The organism is Trabulsiella odontotermitis (assembly GCF_001297775.1).
Taxonomy (GTDB): domain Bacteria; phylum Pseudomonadota; class Gammaproteobacteria; order Enterobacterales; family Enterobacteriaceae; genus Trabulsiella; species Trabulsiella odontotermitis.
In genome coordinates this window covers 166,691-182,412 of sequence record NZ_LIFX01000001.1, presented here as the reverse complement: position 1 = coordinate 182,412, position 15,722 = coordinate 166,691, and the positions used below count along the sequence as shown (strand labels likewise).

Sequence of the window (15,722 nt, the reverse complement as noted above, 5' to 3'; positions counted from 1 at the left end):
TCATTGCTGAAAGCAATGTATTCACTATTGAACACACATTTTAGTCCAGGTGGATCAAAAAATGTCTGGTAATGATGAGCCAATAACTCCGACGGATCCTTCGCTCGGATATACCTTTCAAAATGATTTTATGGCACTGAGCCGGGCATTCTCATTGCCGGAAATTGATTACACTGATATTTCCCAGCGCGATCAGTTAGCCTCAGCCCTGAAACGTTGGCCACTGTTGGCCGAGTTGGCTGAGCATCAATAAGAAGGAAGCCGTGGATGGCTATTCTGGGATTACAAGGCGTTCGTGGTGGCGTGGGTACCACGTCGATCACTGCAGCGTTGGCCTGGGCATTACAGTCTCTGGGTGAGACGGTCCTGGTGGTTGATGCTTCTCCGGACAATATGCTGCGCCTGTCATTCAACATTGATTTCATTCATCGCGACGGATGGATGCGTGCACTGCTGGACGAAAAAGAGTGGCGCGACGCCGGGATGCGCTACACCACGCAAATTGACCTCCTGCCCTTTGGTCAGTTGACGCCAGCCGAGCAGGAAAACTTTTATTCCCTGCAGACGGCCTGGTCCCGGCTTGGCGATATGCTTCGCGAGCTTCATGCATCCGGCAACTACCAGTGGATTTTGGTCGATCTGCCGCACGGCTATTTACCTCACACACAGCCGCTGCTGGAAGCGTGCCACCACACGCTGGCCATTGTTAACCCGGATACCAACTGCCACGTGCGGCTGCATCAACAGGCGCTACCCGCCAATGCGCATGTGCTGATTAACCACCTGCGGGTGGGTAGCCAGATTCAGGACGATATCTACCAGATCTGGCTGCAAAGCCAGCGCCGTCTGTTGCCGGTGGCTATCCACCGTGATGAAGCGGTGGCCGAAAGCATGGGCGCGAAGCAGCCGCTGGGCGAATACCGCAGCAACGCGCTGGCCGCCGAAGAAATCATCACCCTGGCAAACTGGTGCCTGCTGCATTACGCCGGGGTGCGAACGCCTGTCGGGAGCGAAACATGATCCGCCTCACCGGGCTGTTTCTCGCGCCGCCAGTGGCGGCGTCGCTCAATGCGCGCTTCCGGGATTATCGTCGCCACGGCGCCTCCTGGCTCGGCGCGACGCTGGCCTGTTTTTGGGTGGCACTGGCCTGGACGTTTATTCCGCTGGAGCATCCCCGCTGGCAGCGGATCCGTGAACGGCAGCGCGACTATTTTCCGCATATCGATCCGCATCGCCCACGGCCGTTAGATCCGGCGCGCTATTTGTTACAACTGGCCTGGCTGCTGACCACCCGAACGCCGCAACCGCGTAGAGAGGGTAGCTGGCGCTCGTTCAAGTCACTGAAAGATCTGCAGGGGCGTTATCACCAGTGGCTGGAAAACCTGCCGTCGCGGATCAGCGAAAAAACGGAGCATCTTGACGACCAAAAAGAGCTGGGGCACCTGGATCCACGATTGCGCAAAACGATCCTCGGCGTGATTATGTTCCTGTCGTTTCTGCTGGCGCTAATCTGCGTCACGCAGCCGTTTAATCCGCTGTCACAGTTTATTTTCCTGATGCTGCTGTGGGGCGTGGCGCTGTTTATTCGCCGCATTCCGGGGCGCTTCTCGGCGCTGATGCTCATTGTACTGTCGCTCACCGTCTCCTGCCGGTACATCTGGTGGCGTTACACCTCGACGCTCAACTGGAACGATCCGGTGAGCCTGGTCTGCGGCATGATCCTGCTGTTTGCGGAAACTTACGCCTGGATTGTGCTGGTGCTGGGCTTTTTCCAGGTCGTCTGGCCGCTCAACCGCCATCCGGTTTCACTGCCGAAAGACACTGCGTTGTGGCCCGCGGTAGATATTTTCGTTCCGACCTATAACGAAGATCTGAGCGTGGTCAGAAACACGGTTTACGCTTCGCTCGGTATCGACTGGCCGAAAGACAAACTGAATATCTGGATCCTCGACGACGGCGGGCGCGAAGAGTTTCGCCAGTTTGCCAAAAACCTGGGCGTGCATTACGTCGCGCGCACCACCCACGAGCACGCGAAGGCCGGTAATATCAACAATGCGCTGAAGATGGCGAAGGGCGATCTGGTATCGATTTTCGACTGTGACCACGTCCCGACGCGCTCGTTCCTGCAGATGACCGTCGGCTGGTTCCTGAAAGATCCAAAACTGGCGGTCATGCAGACGCCGCACCACTTCTTCTCGCCAGACCCGTTTGAGCGCAACCTCGGGCGTTTTCGTAAAACACCGAACGAAGGCACACTGTTTTACGGCCTGGTGCAGGACGGTAACGACATGTGGGATGCCACCTTCTTCTGTGGGTCATGCGCCGTTATCCGTCGTAAACCGCTGGATGAGATTGGCGGTATCGCCGTCGAAACCGTGACCGAAGATGCGCACACCTCGCTGCGCCTGCACCGTCGCGGTTACACCTCCGCGTATATGCGTATTCCGCAGGCAGCGGGGCTGGCGACGGAAAGCCTGTCGGCGCACATCGGCCAGCGTATTCGCTGGGCGCGCGGCATGGTGCAAATTTTCCGTCTCGATAACCCGCTGTTTGGCAAAGGGCTGAAGTTCGCCCAGCGGATCTGCTACCTCAACGCCATGTTCCACTTCCTGTCCGGTATTCCGCGACTGATCTTCCTCACCGCGCCGCTGGCCTTCCTGTTACTGCATGCGTACATCATTTACGCCCCGGCGATCATGATTGCGCTGTTCGTCCTGCCGCACATGATCCACGCCAGCCTGACGAACTCGAAGATCCAGGGGAAATTCCGCCATTCGTTCTGGAGTGAAATCTACGAAACGGTGCTGGCCTGGTATATTGCGCCACCGACGCTGGTGGCGCTGATTAATCCGCATAAAGGCACGTTCAACGTCACGGCGAAAGGTGGTCTGGTGGAAGAGGAGTATGTCGACTGGGTGATTTCCCGCCCCTACATCTACCTCGTATTGCTGAATCTGGTCGGGGTGTTATTCGGTATCTGGCGTTATTTCTACGGCCCGGAAAATGAAATCCTTACCGTGTGGGTCAGTTTGCTGTGGGTGTTCTATAACATGATCATCCTCGGCGGCGCGGTGGCGGTGTCGGTCGAGAGCAAACAGGTGCGTCGCTCGCACCGTGTGGAGATGACCATGCCTGCGGCGCTGGCACGCGAAGACGGTCACCTGTTCTCCTGTACCGTCCACGACTTCTCCGACGGCGGGCTGGGGATCAGCATTAACGGCGAAGCGCAGGTGCTGGAAGGGCAGAAAGTGCATCTGTTGCTCAAGCGCGGCCAGCAGGAGTATGCCTTCCCGTCGCTGGTGGCGAGGGTTCATGGCAGCGAAGTGGGTCTGAAACTGCTGCCGATGACCAACCAGCAACATATCGATTTTGTGCAGTGTACGTTCGCCCGTGCAGATACGTGGGCGCTCTGGCAGGACAGCTTCCCGGAAGATAAACCGCTGGAAAGCCTGCTGGATATCCTGAAACTGGGGTTCCGCGGTTACCGCCATCTCGCGGAATTTTCACCCCCGTCCGTGAAATATATTTTTCGGTCACTCACTTCACTGGTTGGCTGGGTTGTTTCGTTTATTCCGAGACGCCCGAAGCAGGACGCGACGGCACGTCAACCGGAACCGGCTATGGCTCAACAATGATGATTACGCGATGAAAAGAAAACTATTCTGGATGTGTGCAGTAGCGGTGGGCATGAGCAGCATGCTGCCGATCACAACTTACGCGGAACCTGAAACCGGCGCGGCTACTGCGGCTCCGGCGCAGCCTGTTGCGACGCAGAGCCAGGACAGCACGACGACGGTTGCGCCTTCACCGGCCACCACGACCGTGGCACCCGGGCCAACCACCACTACCGCCGAACCGGGTGCGACGCCGCCCGCCAGTCCTGCCGTGGTGGTGGATAACAACACGCCATCGCGCGAAGTGAAATTGTCCTTCGCCCAGATCGCCCCGGCGCCGGGCAGCATATTGCTTCGCGGCGCCAACCCTGACGGTTATATCGATTTCGGCACCCGCAGTGATGAAGTGGTGACTAAAGCGATACTGAATCTCGACTATACGCCTTCGCCTTCACTGTTGCCGGTGCAGTCGCAACTGAAGGTCTATCTGAATGATGAACTGATGGGCGTGCTGCCGGTGACGCCGGAGCAGCTCGGGAAAAAGGTCAGCGCGCAACTACCCATCGACCCGCTCTACATTACCGATCTCAACCGTGTGCGACTGGTCTTTGTCGGCCACTACCGCGACGTGTGTGAAAACCCGTCCAGCACCACGCTGTGGATGGACGTCGGGCGCAGCAGCGCGCTGGATTTAACCTTCCAGACATTGGAAGTGCAGAACGATCTGTCGCATTTCCCGGTGCCGTTCTTTGACCCGCGCGACAACCGTCCGCTGACGCTGCCGATGGTCTTTGCCGGTGCGCCGGACGTCATGCAGCAACAGGCCGCCGGGCTTATCGCCTCCTGGTTCGGTTCCCGTGCCAACTGGCGTGGACAGACGTTCCCGGTGCTCTATAACACATTGCCGGATCGCAATGCGGTGGTGCTGGCGACCAACGACAAGCGCCCGGATTTCCTGCGTGATCACCCGGCGGTAAAAGCGCCGACCGTAGAAATGATCAGCCACCCGGATAAGCCGTACATCAAGCTGCTGGTGATATTGGGTCGCGATGATAAAGACCTGATGCAGGCGGCGAAAGGGCTTGCTCAGGGGAACATTCTGTTCCGTGGCAATAGCGTGGTGGTGGACGATGTGAAGCCGTTGCTGGCGCGTAAGCCGTACGATGCGCCGAACTGGATCCGCACCGACAGCCCGGTCACCTTTGGCGAACTGAAATCTTACGATCAACAACTGCAGTCCACCGGGCTTAATCCGACCGCGATTTCGCTGTCGCTGAACCTGCCGCCGGATCTTTACCTGCTGCGCAGCAGCGGGATCGATATGGATCTTAAATACCGTTACACCATGCCACCGGTGAAAGACAGTTCGCGGATGGATATCAGCCTGAACAATCAGTTCCTGCAGTCGTTCAACCTCAACAGCACCCAGGAAGCGAATAAGTTGATCATGCGCCTGCCGGTGTTGCAGGGGCTGCTGGACGGCAAAAACGACGTGCAAATTCCGGCGTTGCAACTGGGCGCTACCAACCAGTTGCGCTTTGACTTCCAGTACATGAACCCGATGCCGGGCGGAACGATTGAAAACTGTATTACCTTCCAGCCGGTGATGAACCATGTTGTCGTGAGCGACGATTCCACCATCGATTTCTCCAACTACTATCACTTCCTGGCGATGCCGGATCTGCGTGCGTTCGCCAATGCGGGCTTCCCGTTCAGCCGGATGGCGGATCTCTCCGACTCTATCGTCGTCATGCCGAAAACCCCGGATCAGGGCCAGCTTGGCACGATGCTGAATACCGTGGGTGAAATCGGTGCACAGACCGGCTTCCCGGCGGTTAACCTGACAGTCACCGACGATGGCAGCAAAATTCAGGACAAAGACGCCGATATCCTGCTGATCGGCACCATCCCGGAAAAACTGAAGGATGACAAACAGATCGATCTGCTGGTTGATGCCACGAAGAGCTGGGTGAAAACGCCGGTGCGCCACAATGCGCTGCCGTCAGTGATGATGGATGCCGAGGCGCGTAAGGCGAACGCGCAGACCAGTGTCACCTCATCTGGCCCGATGGCCGCGATTGTCGGTTTTCAGTCGCCGTATAACGATCAGCGCAGCGTGGTCGCGCTGCTGGCAGACAGCCCGCGTGGTTATGAACTGCTGAATGACGCGATGAACGACAGCGGCAAGCGTGCGGTGATGTTCGGCTCGGTCTCGGTGATCCGCGAAGCGGGCGTCAGCAGCCTGCGTGTGGGCGATATTTATTACGTCGGTCATCTGCCGTGGTTTGAACGCGTCTGGTATGCGCTCTCTAACCATCCGATCCTGCTGGCCGTGCTGGCGGCGATAAGCGTCGTGCTACTGGCGTGGGTGCTGTGGCGTCTGTTGCGCATCATCAGCCGTCGTCGCCTGACGCCAGGTGATGACGAGTAAACGATGATGAACGTAGCCCGCTGGATGGCGCTGGTGTTGACGCTGCTGGTCACCGTACAGGCGAACGCCGCCTGTCGCTGGCCGGCATGGGACCAGTTTAAAAAGGACTATATCAGCGACGGCGGGCGCGTTATCGACCCCAGCGACGCGCGCAAAGTGACCACCTCGGAAGGGCAAAGCTATGCCATGTTCTTCGCGCTGGTGGCGAATGACCGCCAGGCGTTTGCCACGCTGTATGACTGGACACGGGACAATCTCGCCGGGGGCGATCTGAGCGCGAATTTGCCCGCCTGGCTGTGGGGTAAAAATCAGGATAAATGGACGGTAATCGACAGCAATTCCGCGTCGGATGCCGATCTGTGGATCGCCTGGTCGCTGATGGAAGCCGGGCGGTTGTGGAAAGAACCACGCTACAGCGACGTCGGGAAAGGGCTGCTGTTGCGGATCGCCAAAGACGAAGTGGTGACCGTGCCGGGGCTGGGGTCGATGCTGTTGCCGGGGAAAGTCGGTTTTGTCGACGACAAAAGCTGGCGCTTCAACCCCAGCTATTTCCCGCCGCAACTGACCAGCTACTTTGCCCGCCTCGGCGCGCCATGGAGCACGCTGCGCGAAACCAACCTGCGCCTGCTGCTGGAAACCGCGCCGAAAGGCTTTTCGCCGGACTGGGTGCGCTATGAAAAAGGCAAAGGCTGGCAGTTAAAACAGGATAAAACGCTGGTCGGCAGTTATGACGCCATTCGCGTCTATCTGTGGGCGGGCATGCTGCATGACAGCGATCCGCAAAAGGCGCGTCTGCTCAAACGCTTTAACCCGATGGCGGTGCAAACCACCCGTGAAGGGCTGCCGCCGGAGAAAGTGGATATCGCGACCGGTAAAGTGACTAACGACGGCCCGGTCGGGTTCTCTGCCTCGCTACTGCCTTTCCTGCAAAATCGCGATGCTCAGGCCGTTCAGCGCCAGCGCGTCGCGGATAACTTTCCTGGCGCGGACGCCTATTTTAACTATGTACTAACCCTGTTTGGACAAGGCTGGGATCAACACCGTTTTCGTTTCACCGCCCGCGGTGAATTACTACCTGACTGGGGCCAGGAATGCGCAAGTTCACAGTAAGTTTACTCAGTTTGTCGCTCGGCCTTGCCATGATGCCGACTGCCTGGGCTGCCAACAGTGCCGCCCAGCAGCAGTTGCTGGATCAGGTCCGTGTCGGGGAGGCCAGCAATCGGGAAGATCTGGTCACCCAGTCGCTGTATCGACTGGAACTGATTGATCCCAACAATCCTGACGTCATCGCCGCGCGGCTGCGTTATCTGCTGCGTCAGGGCGATGCGGCAGCCGCGCAGACCCAGCTCGACCGGCTGGCAAAACTGGCACCAGACTCCAGCGCCTACAAAAACTCGCGCAGTGAAATTCAGTTAACGACGCCGGAAGGGCGGCAGGCACTGCAACAGGCGCGGCTGTTAACCACCACCGGCCATGTCGAAGAGGGGCTCGCCACTTACGATAAACTGTTTAATGGCGCGCCGCCTGACGGCGCGATGGCCGTGGAATACTGGACTGCGGTAGCGCGGTTGCCTGCGCGACATAACGAAGCGGTGAACCAGCTTAAGAACCTCAACAAAACGATGCCGGGTAACGTTCAGCTGCAATCGACGCTGGCGAGAATGCTGTTTGATGATGACAAGCGCGACGAAGCTTTCACCGTCCTCGAACAGATGGCGAAGTCCAGCGCCGGGCGCAATACGGCGGCGGACATCTGGTACGATCAAATCAAAACCATGCCGACCAACGACGCCAGCATCCAGGCGTTGCAACGTTTCCTGTTGTTATTTACGACGGGCGATCTGGCGACGACGGCGAAAGCGCAGCTCGACGAGCAAAAAAAACAGATGGCTGATCCGGCGTTCCGGGCGAAAGCGGAACAGCTGGCGCGAGAAGAGAATAAACCGCAGAGCTGGGAAATCTACTGGCCGATGATCCGCAAAGCTGATGCGGCGCTGAAAGCCGGTAATTTCGATCTGGCTGAGCGCACCTATCAGCAGGCGCGGAATGTGGACAACACCGACAGCTATGCCGTGCTGGGTCTTGGCGATGTGGCGATGGCGCGCAAAGACAGCGCCGCCGCAGAGCGTTTTTACCGCCAGGCGCTGCGTCTTGATAGCGGCAACAGCAATGCCGTGCGCGGGCTGGCCAATATTTACCGTGCGCAATCGCCGGAAAAAGCCACCGCCTTTATTGAAAGCCTTTCCGCCGCCCAGCGTAAAAGCGTGGACGATATCGAACGCAGCCTGACCGATGATCGCCTGTCACAGCAGGCGGCAGCGCTGGAAAACGACGGCAAATGGGCGCAGGCCGCGGCATTGCAGCGTCAGCGTTTAGCGCTCGATCCGGGCAGCGTGTGGGTAACCTATCGTCTGTCGCGCGATCTCTACAGCGCCGGGCAACGCAGCGAAGCCGATGCGCTGATGCGCGGCCTGGCGCAGCAGAAACCCAACGATCCCGAACAGATTTACGCCAACGGCCTCTACCTTTCCGGCAACGATCAGGATCAGGCGGCATTAACACACCTGAACCGGCTGCCGCGTAGTCAGTGGAATGACAATATTCGCGAGCTGGCCGACCGCCTGCAATTCAACCAGATGCTGGATAACGCGAACCGCCTGCGTGATGGCGGCCAGGAAGATCAGGCCATTGCACTGCTGAAACAGCAACCATCCTCAACGCGGATCGACTTGATCCTCGCGGACTGGGCGCAACAGCGCGGCGATACGCAAACCGCCGTGGCGCAGTACAACGCGGTACTGGCGAAAGAGCCGGAAAACCAGGATGCGCGCCTCGGGCTGGTGGAGGTGTATCTCGCCGCTGGCGACAAGGCCAGCGCCCGCGAACAGCTGGCAAAACTGCCGCCGCTGGAGGCAAATTCCGCGCTCAACATGCAGCGCCGCGTCGCGCTGGTGCAGTCGGGGTTGGGCAATACGGCCAGCGCGCAGCAAATCTTCAGCCGCATCGTGCCGCAGGCAAAATCGCAGCCGCCATCAATGGACAGCGCGCTGGTACTGCGTGATGCCGCGCGTGTGGAAACGGCAGCAGGCAATCCGCAGCAGGGGCTGGAAGATTACAAAGACGCGATGGTGGCGACGGGGATCACGCCCGTGCGCCCGCAGGATAACGACTCCTTTACCCGCTTAACACGCAATGATGAGAAAGACGACTGGCTGAAGCGCGGACTGCGCAGCGATGCCGCTGATCTCTATCGTCAGCAGGATCTGAACGTCACGCTTGAGCATGATTACTGGGGCTCCAGCGGTACCGGCGGCTATTCTGATCTGAAAGCGCACACCACCATGTTGCAGGTGGATGCGCCGCTGGCGGACGGGCGCATGTTCTTCCGCTCCGATTATGTGAACATGAATGCCGGGACGTTCTCAACCAGCGGCGGCACCTACACCGACAGCTGGGGCACCTGTTCGCTGGGCGACAATGGCTGTCGCGGCGGCACCAAACAGTCTGACAGCGGCGCGAGCGTTGCGGTGGGCTGGAAAAACGATACCTGGAATATGGATCTTGGCACCACCCCGATCGGTTTTAACGTCGTTGATGTGGTCGGTGCCCTGAGCTACAGCGACGATCTCGGGCCGATTGGCTATACGCTCAACGTGCATCGCCGACCGATTTCCAGTTCATTGCTGGCCTTCGGTGGGCAGAAAGATAATGACAATGACGGCCACACCGGCACCACCTGGGGCGGCGTTCGCGCCACCGGGGCGGGCGTCAGCATGAGTTATGACAAAGGTGAAGCTAACGGTGTGTGGGCCAGCCTTGGCGCTGACAGCCTGAACGGCAAAAACGTGGAGGATAACTGGCGCGTCCGCTGGATGACCGGTTACTACTACAAAGTCATCAACGAGAATAACCGCCGCGTCACCATCGGCCTGAACAACATGATCTGGCATTATGACAAAGATCTGAGCGGTTATACGCTGGGCCAGGGCGGCTATTACAGTCCGCAATCGTATCTCTCCTTCGCCGTGCCGGTGCTGTGGCGCGAACGCACGGAAAACTGGTCGTGGGAACTGGGCGCCTCCGGCTCCTGGTCGCACTCGCGGACCAAAACGATGCCGCGCTACCCGCTGAACAATTTAGTTCCGTCGCAATGGCAGGATGAGGCGGCGAGCCAGATCTCCGAAGGCAGTAGCAGCAACGGCATTGGTTACACCGCCCGGGCGCTGCTGGAACGCCGCGTGACCTCCAACTGGTTTGTCGGCGCGGCGGTCGATATTCAGCAGGCGAAAGACTACGCGCCGAGCCACTTTTTGATGTATGTGCGCTACTCGGCCGCGGGCTGGCAGGGCGATATGGATCTGCCGCCGCAACCGCTGATACCGTATGCAGACTGGTAACCCACCGGAATAGTCTCTAAATCTGAGGGATTCTCTGAACGATCGAGTATAATCAGCCAGCGTTCTGGTAACATTTCGTTACCGGACCGCCGGTAGTGTTTTCTGTCTCAGTGGAGAGTCCTTTTGCGCGTTAGCCGTTCGTTGACAATTAAACATATGGCAATGGTGTCAGCCGTTGTCATGGTGTTTACGTTCATTTTTTGCTTCATTTTGCTCTTCCACTTTGTGCAACAGAACCGCTATACCACCGCGACGCACCTCGAAAGCGTCGCCCGCTCCGTGCGTGAGCCGCTCTCCGCCGCCATCCTGAAAGCGGATATCCCGGAGGCCGAAGCCATTCTGGCGCGTATCCAGCCCGCGGGGATTGTCAGCCGCGCCGATGTTGTGCTGCCGAACCAGTTTCAGGCGCTGCGCATGAGCTTCATTCCTGAGCGTCCCGTGCCGGTGATGATCACCCGCGTGTTTGAGCTGCCGGTACAAATTTCGTTGCCGATCTACTCGCAGGAACGCCCTGCGAATCCGCAGCCGCTGGCGTATCTGGTGTTACAGGCTGATTCCTGGCAGATGTATCGCTTTGTGATGAGCGCGCTGGCAACGTTGGTGACTGCTTACTTACTTTTATCGCTGATGCTGAGCGTGGCGATCACCTGGTGCATCAACCGGTTGATTGTGCGCCCGCTGCGCAGCATTGCCCGGGAAGTGAACGACGTCTCGCCGCAGGAGCGCGTGGGTCATCAACTGGCGCTGCCGCGTCTGCATCACGATGATGAAATTGGCTTACTGGTGCGCAGCTATAACCGCAATCAACAACTCCTGCTTCGCCAGCACGAAGAGATGAACAGCCACGCCACCCATTTTCCGATTTCCGATCTGCCCAACAAGGCGTTTTTACTGGCGTTACTGGAGCAGACTGTCGCCAGCGAGCAGTCTACTGCGCTGATGGTGGTGGCCTGTGAAACCCTGCAGGATACCGCAGGCGTGCTGAAAGAGACGCAGCGCGAGATCCTGCTGCTCACGCTGGTGGAAAAACTGCGCTCGGTGATTTCGCCGCGCATGGTGCTGGCTCAGGTCAGCGGCTACGATTTTGCGATTCTGGCGCACGGCGTGAAAGAGCCGTGGCACGCCATCACGCTTGGTCAGCAAGTGCTCACTGTCATTAACGAGCGTCTGCCGTTACAGGGCATTCAACTCCGTCCGAGCGCCAGTATCGGTATCGCCATGTTCAATGGTCATCTGACCGCGGAGCAGCTCTATCGCCGGGCGGTGTCGGCGGCGTTCGCGGCCCGTCGTAAAGGCAAAAATCAGATTGAGTTCTTCGACCCGGCGCAGATGGAAGCGGCGCAGCAGCGCCTGGGCGAAGAGAGCAATCTGCTGTCCGCACTGGAAAACCAACAGTTTGCCATCTGGCTGCAACCGCAGGTGGATACCACGACCGATACCATCTGCAGTGCGGAAGTGCTGTTGCGACAGAAACAGCCTGATGGCCAGTGGGAACTGCCCGCCGATCTCATTGAGCGCATCGAAGCCTGCGGGCTTATCGTCGCCGTGGGATATTGGGTGCTGGAAGAATCCTGCCGGTTGCTGGCGGCGTGGCAGCATAAAGGGATAATGATGCCGCTGTCAGTGAATTTATCTGCCCTGCAACTGCTGCATCAGAATATGGTGCCGGACCTGTTGGTGTTGATGAAACGTTACAGAATTGCTACTGGCACCCTGATTCTGGAAGTCACCGAAAGCCAGCGTATTGACGATCCTAAAATGGCGGTCGACATTCTGCGACCGTTACGTGAAGCTGGCGTTCGCATTGCGATAGACGACTTCGGTATGGGCTACGCCGGGCTGTTGCAACTCCAGCATATGAAGTCTCTGCCGGTGGATATCCTCAAAATCGACAAAGCGTTTATCGATCTGCTGCCGGACGATCCCAGCATGGTGTCGGCGATTATTCACCTGGCGCGAAACCTCAACCTGGAAATTGTCGCCGAAGGGGTGGAGAACCAGGCGCAGTATGACTGGCTGAAAGCCGCAGGCGTTGAATCGGTGCAGGGTTACCTTTTTGCCCGTGCGGTGCAACCCGACATCTTCGAGCAGGACTACCTCTCCGCTTCCAGACCGCATGAAAGTAAATGACGATCGCGCCAGGCTTATGCGGTTCAGCTCAAAAATTTTAACATTCCTGTTGCAGATGAATGTCTAAATATTTCTGTTATGTTTCCCGGGTGTTATTTTAAAAACCGCAGGCAATTTAAAAACCCTACATAGCCTGTGGTTTTATTCTAAGGACACCCTATGAAAGTTTCTTTGTTTAAAAGCCTCTACTTCCAGGTCCTGACAGCCATTGCAATTGGTATCTTGCTTGGTCACTACTACCCTGAGTTGGGCACACAAATGAAACCGCTTGGTGATGCTTTCGTTAAGCTCATCAAGATGGTTATTGCGCCGGTTATTTTCTGTACCGTAGTAACCGGTATCGCAGGCATGGAAAGTATGAAAGCCGTGGGTCGCACCGGGGCGGTTGCACTACTTTACTTCGAAGTGGTCAGTACCGTTGCGCTGATCATCGGCCTCATCATTGTTAACGTGGTGCAACCCGGTGCCGGAATGAACGTGGATCCAGCGACGCTGGACGCCAAAGCCGTGGCAGTCTACGCCGAACAGGCAAAAGATCAGGGTGTCGTTGCCTTCCTGATGGACGTTATCCCGAACAGCGTGATCGGGGCGTTCGCCAGCGGCAACATTCTGCAGGTTCTGCTGTTTGCGGTGATGTTTGGCTTTGCGCTGCATCGCCTGGGCAGCAAAGGCCAGTTGATTTTCAACGTGATTGAAAGCTTCTCGCAGGTCATTTTCGGCATCATCAATATGATCATGCGTCTCGCGCCTATCGGTGCGTTCGGGGCTATGGCCTTTACCATCGGTAAATATGGCGTCGGTACGCTGGTGCAACTCGGTCAGCTGATTATCTGCTTCTACATCACCTGTATCGTCTTTGTGGTGGTGGTGCTGGGCTCCATTGCCCGTGCAACCGGCTTTAACATCTTCAAGTTCATTCGTTATATCCGTGAAGAACTGTTGATCGTGCTGGGGACATCGTCGTCTGAATCGGCGCTGCCGCGAATGCTCGACAAGATGGAGAAACTGGGTTGTCGTAAGTCGGTGGTGGGTCTGGTTATCCCGACGGGTTATTCGTTTAACCTCGACGGCACCTCGATATACCTGACCATGGCGGCGGTATTTATCGCCCAGGCGACGAACAGCGAGATGGATATTTTCCATCAGATAACGCTCCTGGTGGTTCTGCTGCTCTCCTCGAAAGGGGCTGCAGGCGTGACAGGCAGCGGCTTTATCGTCCTGGCGGCGACCATCTCCGCAGTCGGCCATCTGCCGGTGGCGGGTCTGGCGCTCATCCTCGGCATCGACCGTTTCATGTCTGAAGCGCGTGCGCTGACCAACCTGGTGGGCAACGGCGTGGCGACCGTCGTGGTCGCTAAATGGGTGAAAGAACTCGATCAGCAAAAGCTCTCCGACACACTCAATAACCGTGTCACAGACAACAAAACGCAAGAAATTTCTTCATAATCCCGCCACTTAAGCCCGTAGTCCTTGATGGACTGCGGGCTCCTGCGCATAATTGATGAATTATTTACGTTCGCGTGTGACGATCCCTCGTTTTCGCGGTCTAAACGACGTATTTCACTCAATTTTTAGGCTGCCTCCGCAGAACAGGCGGCCTTTGTAACCAGGATTGTTCATCAGGGGTTCACATGCAGGGCACTAAAATTCGACTCATCGCTGGTGGTTTACTGATGATGGCGGCGGCCGGTTATGTGCAGGCAGAAGCACTCCAGCCAGATCCCGCCTGGCAGCAGGGAACGTTAGCAAATGGATTCCAGTGGCAGGTGCTTGCCACCCCGCAGCGTCCGAGCGACCGCATCGAAGTTCGTCTGTCTGTCAATATCGGTTCGCTGACTGAAAGCACACAACAGAGCGGCTACAGCCATTTTCTTCCGCGTCTGGCGCTCACGCAGAGCGGCAGTTTAGAAGCCATGCAGGCGCGATCGCTCTGGCAGCAGGGTATTGATCCCGTTCGCCCGATGCCGCCCGCGATTGTCTCCTACGATTACACCCTCTTTAATCTCAGCCTGCCCAACAACCGCAACGACCTGCTGAAAGAGTCGTTGACCTGGCTCGGCGACGCCAGCGGCAAGCTGACCATCACGCCGGAATCGGTCAACAAAGCGCTGGCGACGGAAGATATGGTCGCGACCTGGCCGCAAAACCCGAAAGAAGGCTGGTGGCGCTATCGTCTCAAAGGTTCCACCATGCTCGGCCATGATCCTTCCGAGCCGCTGAAACAGCCGGTGGATATCGAACAGCTGAAAGCGTTCTACCAAAAATGGTATACGCCGGATGCGATGACCCTGATTGTGGTCGGCAACGTCGACAGCCGTGCTGTGGCGGAGCAAATCAACAAGACCTTCGGCGAGCTGAAAGGGAAACGAGAAACCCCGGCCGCTGTGCCGACGCTTTCCCCGCTGCGTGCAGAGCCGGTGAGCATCATGACCGAGGCGCAACGTCAGGATCGCCTGTCGATCATGTGGGATGCGCCCTGGCAGCCGATTCGTGAATCCGCCGCGCTGCTGCGCTACTGGCGCGCCGATCTCGCGCGTGAAGCGCTGTTCTGGCACGTTCAGCAGAACCTGAGCAAAAGCAACGCCAAAGACATCGGTCTTGGCTTTGACTGCCGGGTGCTGTACCAGCGCGCGCAATGTGCGGTGAACGTTGAATCGCCAAACGAGAAGCTCAACGCCAATCTCACCACCATCGCCCGCGAGTTAGCGAATGTACGTGATAACGGCCTGACGGAAGAGGAATTCAACGCCCTGGTGGCGCAGAAGAAACTGGAACTGCAAAAGCTGTTCGCCACCTACGCGCGGACGGACACCGGCGTGCTGACCGGTCAGCGCATGCGTTCATTGCAAAACCAGGTAGTGGATATCGCGCCGGAGCAGTATCAGAAATTGCGTCAGGACTTCCTCAACTCGCTGACGCTGGAGATGCTGAATCAGGATCTCCGCCAGCAGCTGTCGCAGGAAATGGCGCTGGTACTGCTGCAACCGCAGGGTGAGCCGGAGTACAGCATGAAGGAACTGCAGGCGACCTGGGATCAGTTCATGACCCCGACAACGCCTGCGACCCCGGCCGCGAGCGATGATGCCCGCGACGTCTCGGACATCCCGCAAGGCCAGTAAAGCCAGTAAAAAAAAGCCCGGTAATGCCATC

The 15,722-nt window shown here is 57.7% G+C and carries 9 protein-coding genes; all 9 read left to right on the top strand.

Annotation, left to right across the window (positions count from 1 at the left end):
* Window positions 1–61 precede the first annotated feature (61 nt).
* Window positions 62–253: a cellulose biosynthesis protein BcsR gene (gene bcsR / locus AOY23_RS00810; protein WP_054177967.1), complete on the top strand. Its 192-nt coding sequence runs from the start codon at window positions 62–64 to the stop codon at window positions 251–253.
* A 14-nt stretch (window positions 254–267) separates the two neighbouring features.
* Window positions 268–1,020 (top strand): cellulose biosynthesis protein BcsQ, encoded by a 753-nt coding sequence (gene bcsQ / locus AOY23_RS00805; RefSeq protein WP_054177966.1) that lies wholly within the window; start codon window positions 268–270, stop codon window positions 1,018–1,020.
* Window positions 1,017–3,635, top strand: coding sequence for a UDP-forming cellulose synthase catalytic subunit (gene bcsA, locus AOY23_RS00800; protein ID WP_054177965.1), 2,619 nt, complete (start codon window positions 1,017–1,019; stop codon window positions 3,633–3,635). Before bcsQ ends, bcsA begins: the two co-directional genes overlap by 4 nt.
* 10 nt (window positions 3,636–3,645) lie before the next feature.
* Window positions 3,646–6,045 carry a cellulose biosynthesis cyclic di-GMP-binding regulatory protein BcsB gene (gene bcsB / locus AOY23_RS00795; protein ID WP_054177964.1) on the top strand — a complete coding sequence of 800 codons (2,400 nt, stop codon included), beginning with the start codon at window positions 3,646–3,648 and terminating at the stop codon, window positions 6,043–6,045.
* Between the two features lie 6 nt (window positions 6,046–6,051).
* Window positions 6,052–7,155: a cellulose synthase complex periplasmic endoglucanase BcsZ gene (gene bcsZ / locus AOY23_RS00790; protein ID WP_054178139.1), complete on the top strand. Its 1,104-nt coding sequence runs from the start codon at window positions 6,052–6,054 to the stop codon at window positions 7,153–7,155.
* Complete coding sequence (gene bcsC, locus AOY23_RS00785; protein ID WP_054177963.1) at window positions 7,137–10,442, top strand: cellulose synthase complex outer membrane protein BcsC; 3,306 nt, start codon at window positions 7,137–7,139, stop codon at window positions 10,440–10,442. Before bcsZ ends, bcsC begins: the two co-directional genes overlap by 19 nt.
* A gap of 123 nt (window positions 10,443–10,565) precedes the next feature.
* On the top strand, window positions 10,566–12,572 hold the full coding sequence (gene hmsP / locus AOY23_RS00780) for a biofilm formation regulator HmsP (protein WP_054177962.1): 2,007 nt from the start codon (window positions 10,566–10,568) through the stop codon (window positions 12,570–12,572).
* A 159-nt stretch (window positions 12,573–12,731) separates the two neighbouring features.
* Window positions 12,732–14,018 (top strand): dicarboxylate/amino acid:cation symporter, encoded by a 1,287-nt coding sequence (locus AOY23_RS00775; RefSeq protein WP_054177961.1) that lies wholly within the window; start codon window positions 12,732–12,734, stop codon window positions 14,016–14,018.
* A 185-nt stretch (window positions 14,019–14,203) separates the two neighbouring features.
* Entirely contained in the window at window positions 14,204–15,691 is a 1,488-nt protein-coding gene (locus AOY23_RS00770; protein ID WP_054177960.1) for a M16 family metallopeptidase, read from the top strand.
* Window positions 15,692–15,722: the final 31 nt, after the last annotated feature.

What these genes read in the sequence shown, in the direction of transcription:
- bcsZ (WP_054178139.1), top strand. Translation starts at nt 6,052, where the DNA reads ATGAACGTAGCCCGCTGGATGGCGCTGGTGTTGACGCTGCTGGTCACC.
- AOY23_RS00770 (WP_054177960.1), top strand. Translation starts at nt 14,204, where the DNA reads ATGCAGGGCACTAAAATTCGACTCATCGCTGGTGGTTTACTGATGATG.
- bcsC (WP_054177963.1), top strand. Translation starts at nt 7,137, where the DNA reads ATGCGCAAGTTCACAGTAAGTTTACTCAGTTTGTCGCTCGGCCTTGCC.
- bcsR (WP_054177967.1), top strand. Translation starts at nt 62, where the DNA reads ATGTCTGGTAATGATGAGCCAATAACTCCGACGGATCCTTCGCTCGGA.
- AOY23_RS00775 (WP_054177961.1), top strand. Translation starts at nt 12,732, where the DNA reads ATGAAAGTTTCTTTGTTTAAAAGCCTCTACTTCCAGGTCCTGACAGCC.
- bcsQ (WP_054177966.1), top strand. Translation starts at nt 268, where the DNA reads ATGGCTATTCTGGGATTACAAGGCGTTCGTGGTGGCGTGGGTACCACG.
- bcsB (WP_054177964.1), top strand. Translation starts at nt 3,646, where the DNA reads ATGAAAAGAAAACTATTCTGGATGTGTGCAGTAGCGGTGGGCATGAGC.
- bcsA (WP_054177965.1), top strand. Translation starts at nt 1,017, where the DNA reads ATGATCCGCCTCACCGGGCTGTTTCTCGCGCCGCCAGTGGCGGCGTCG.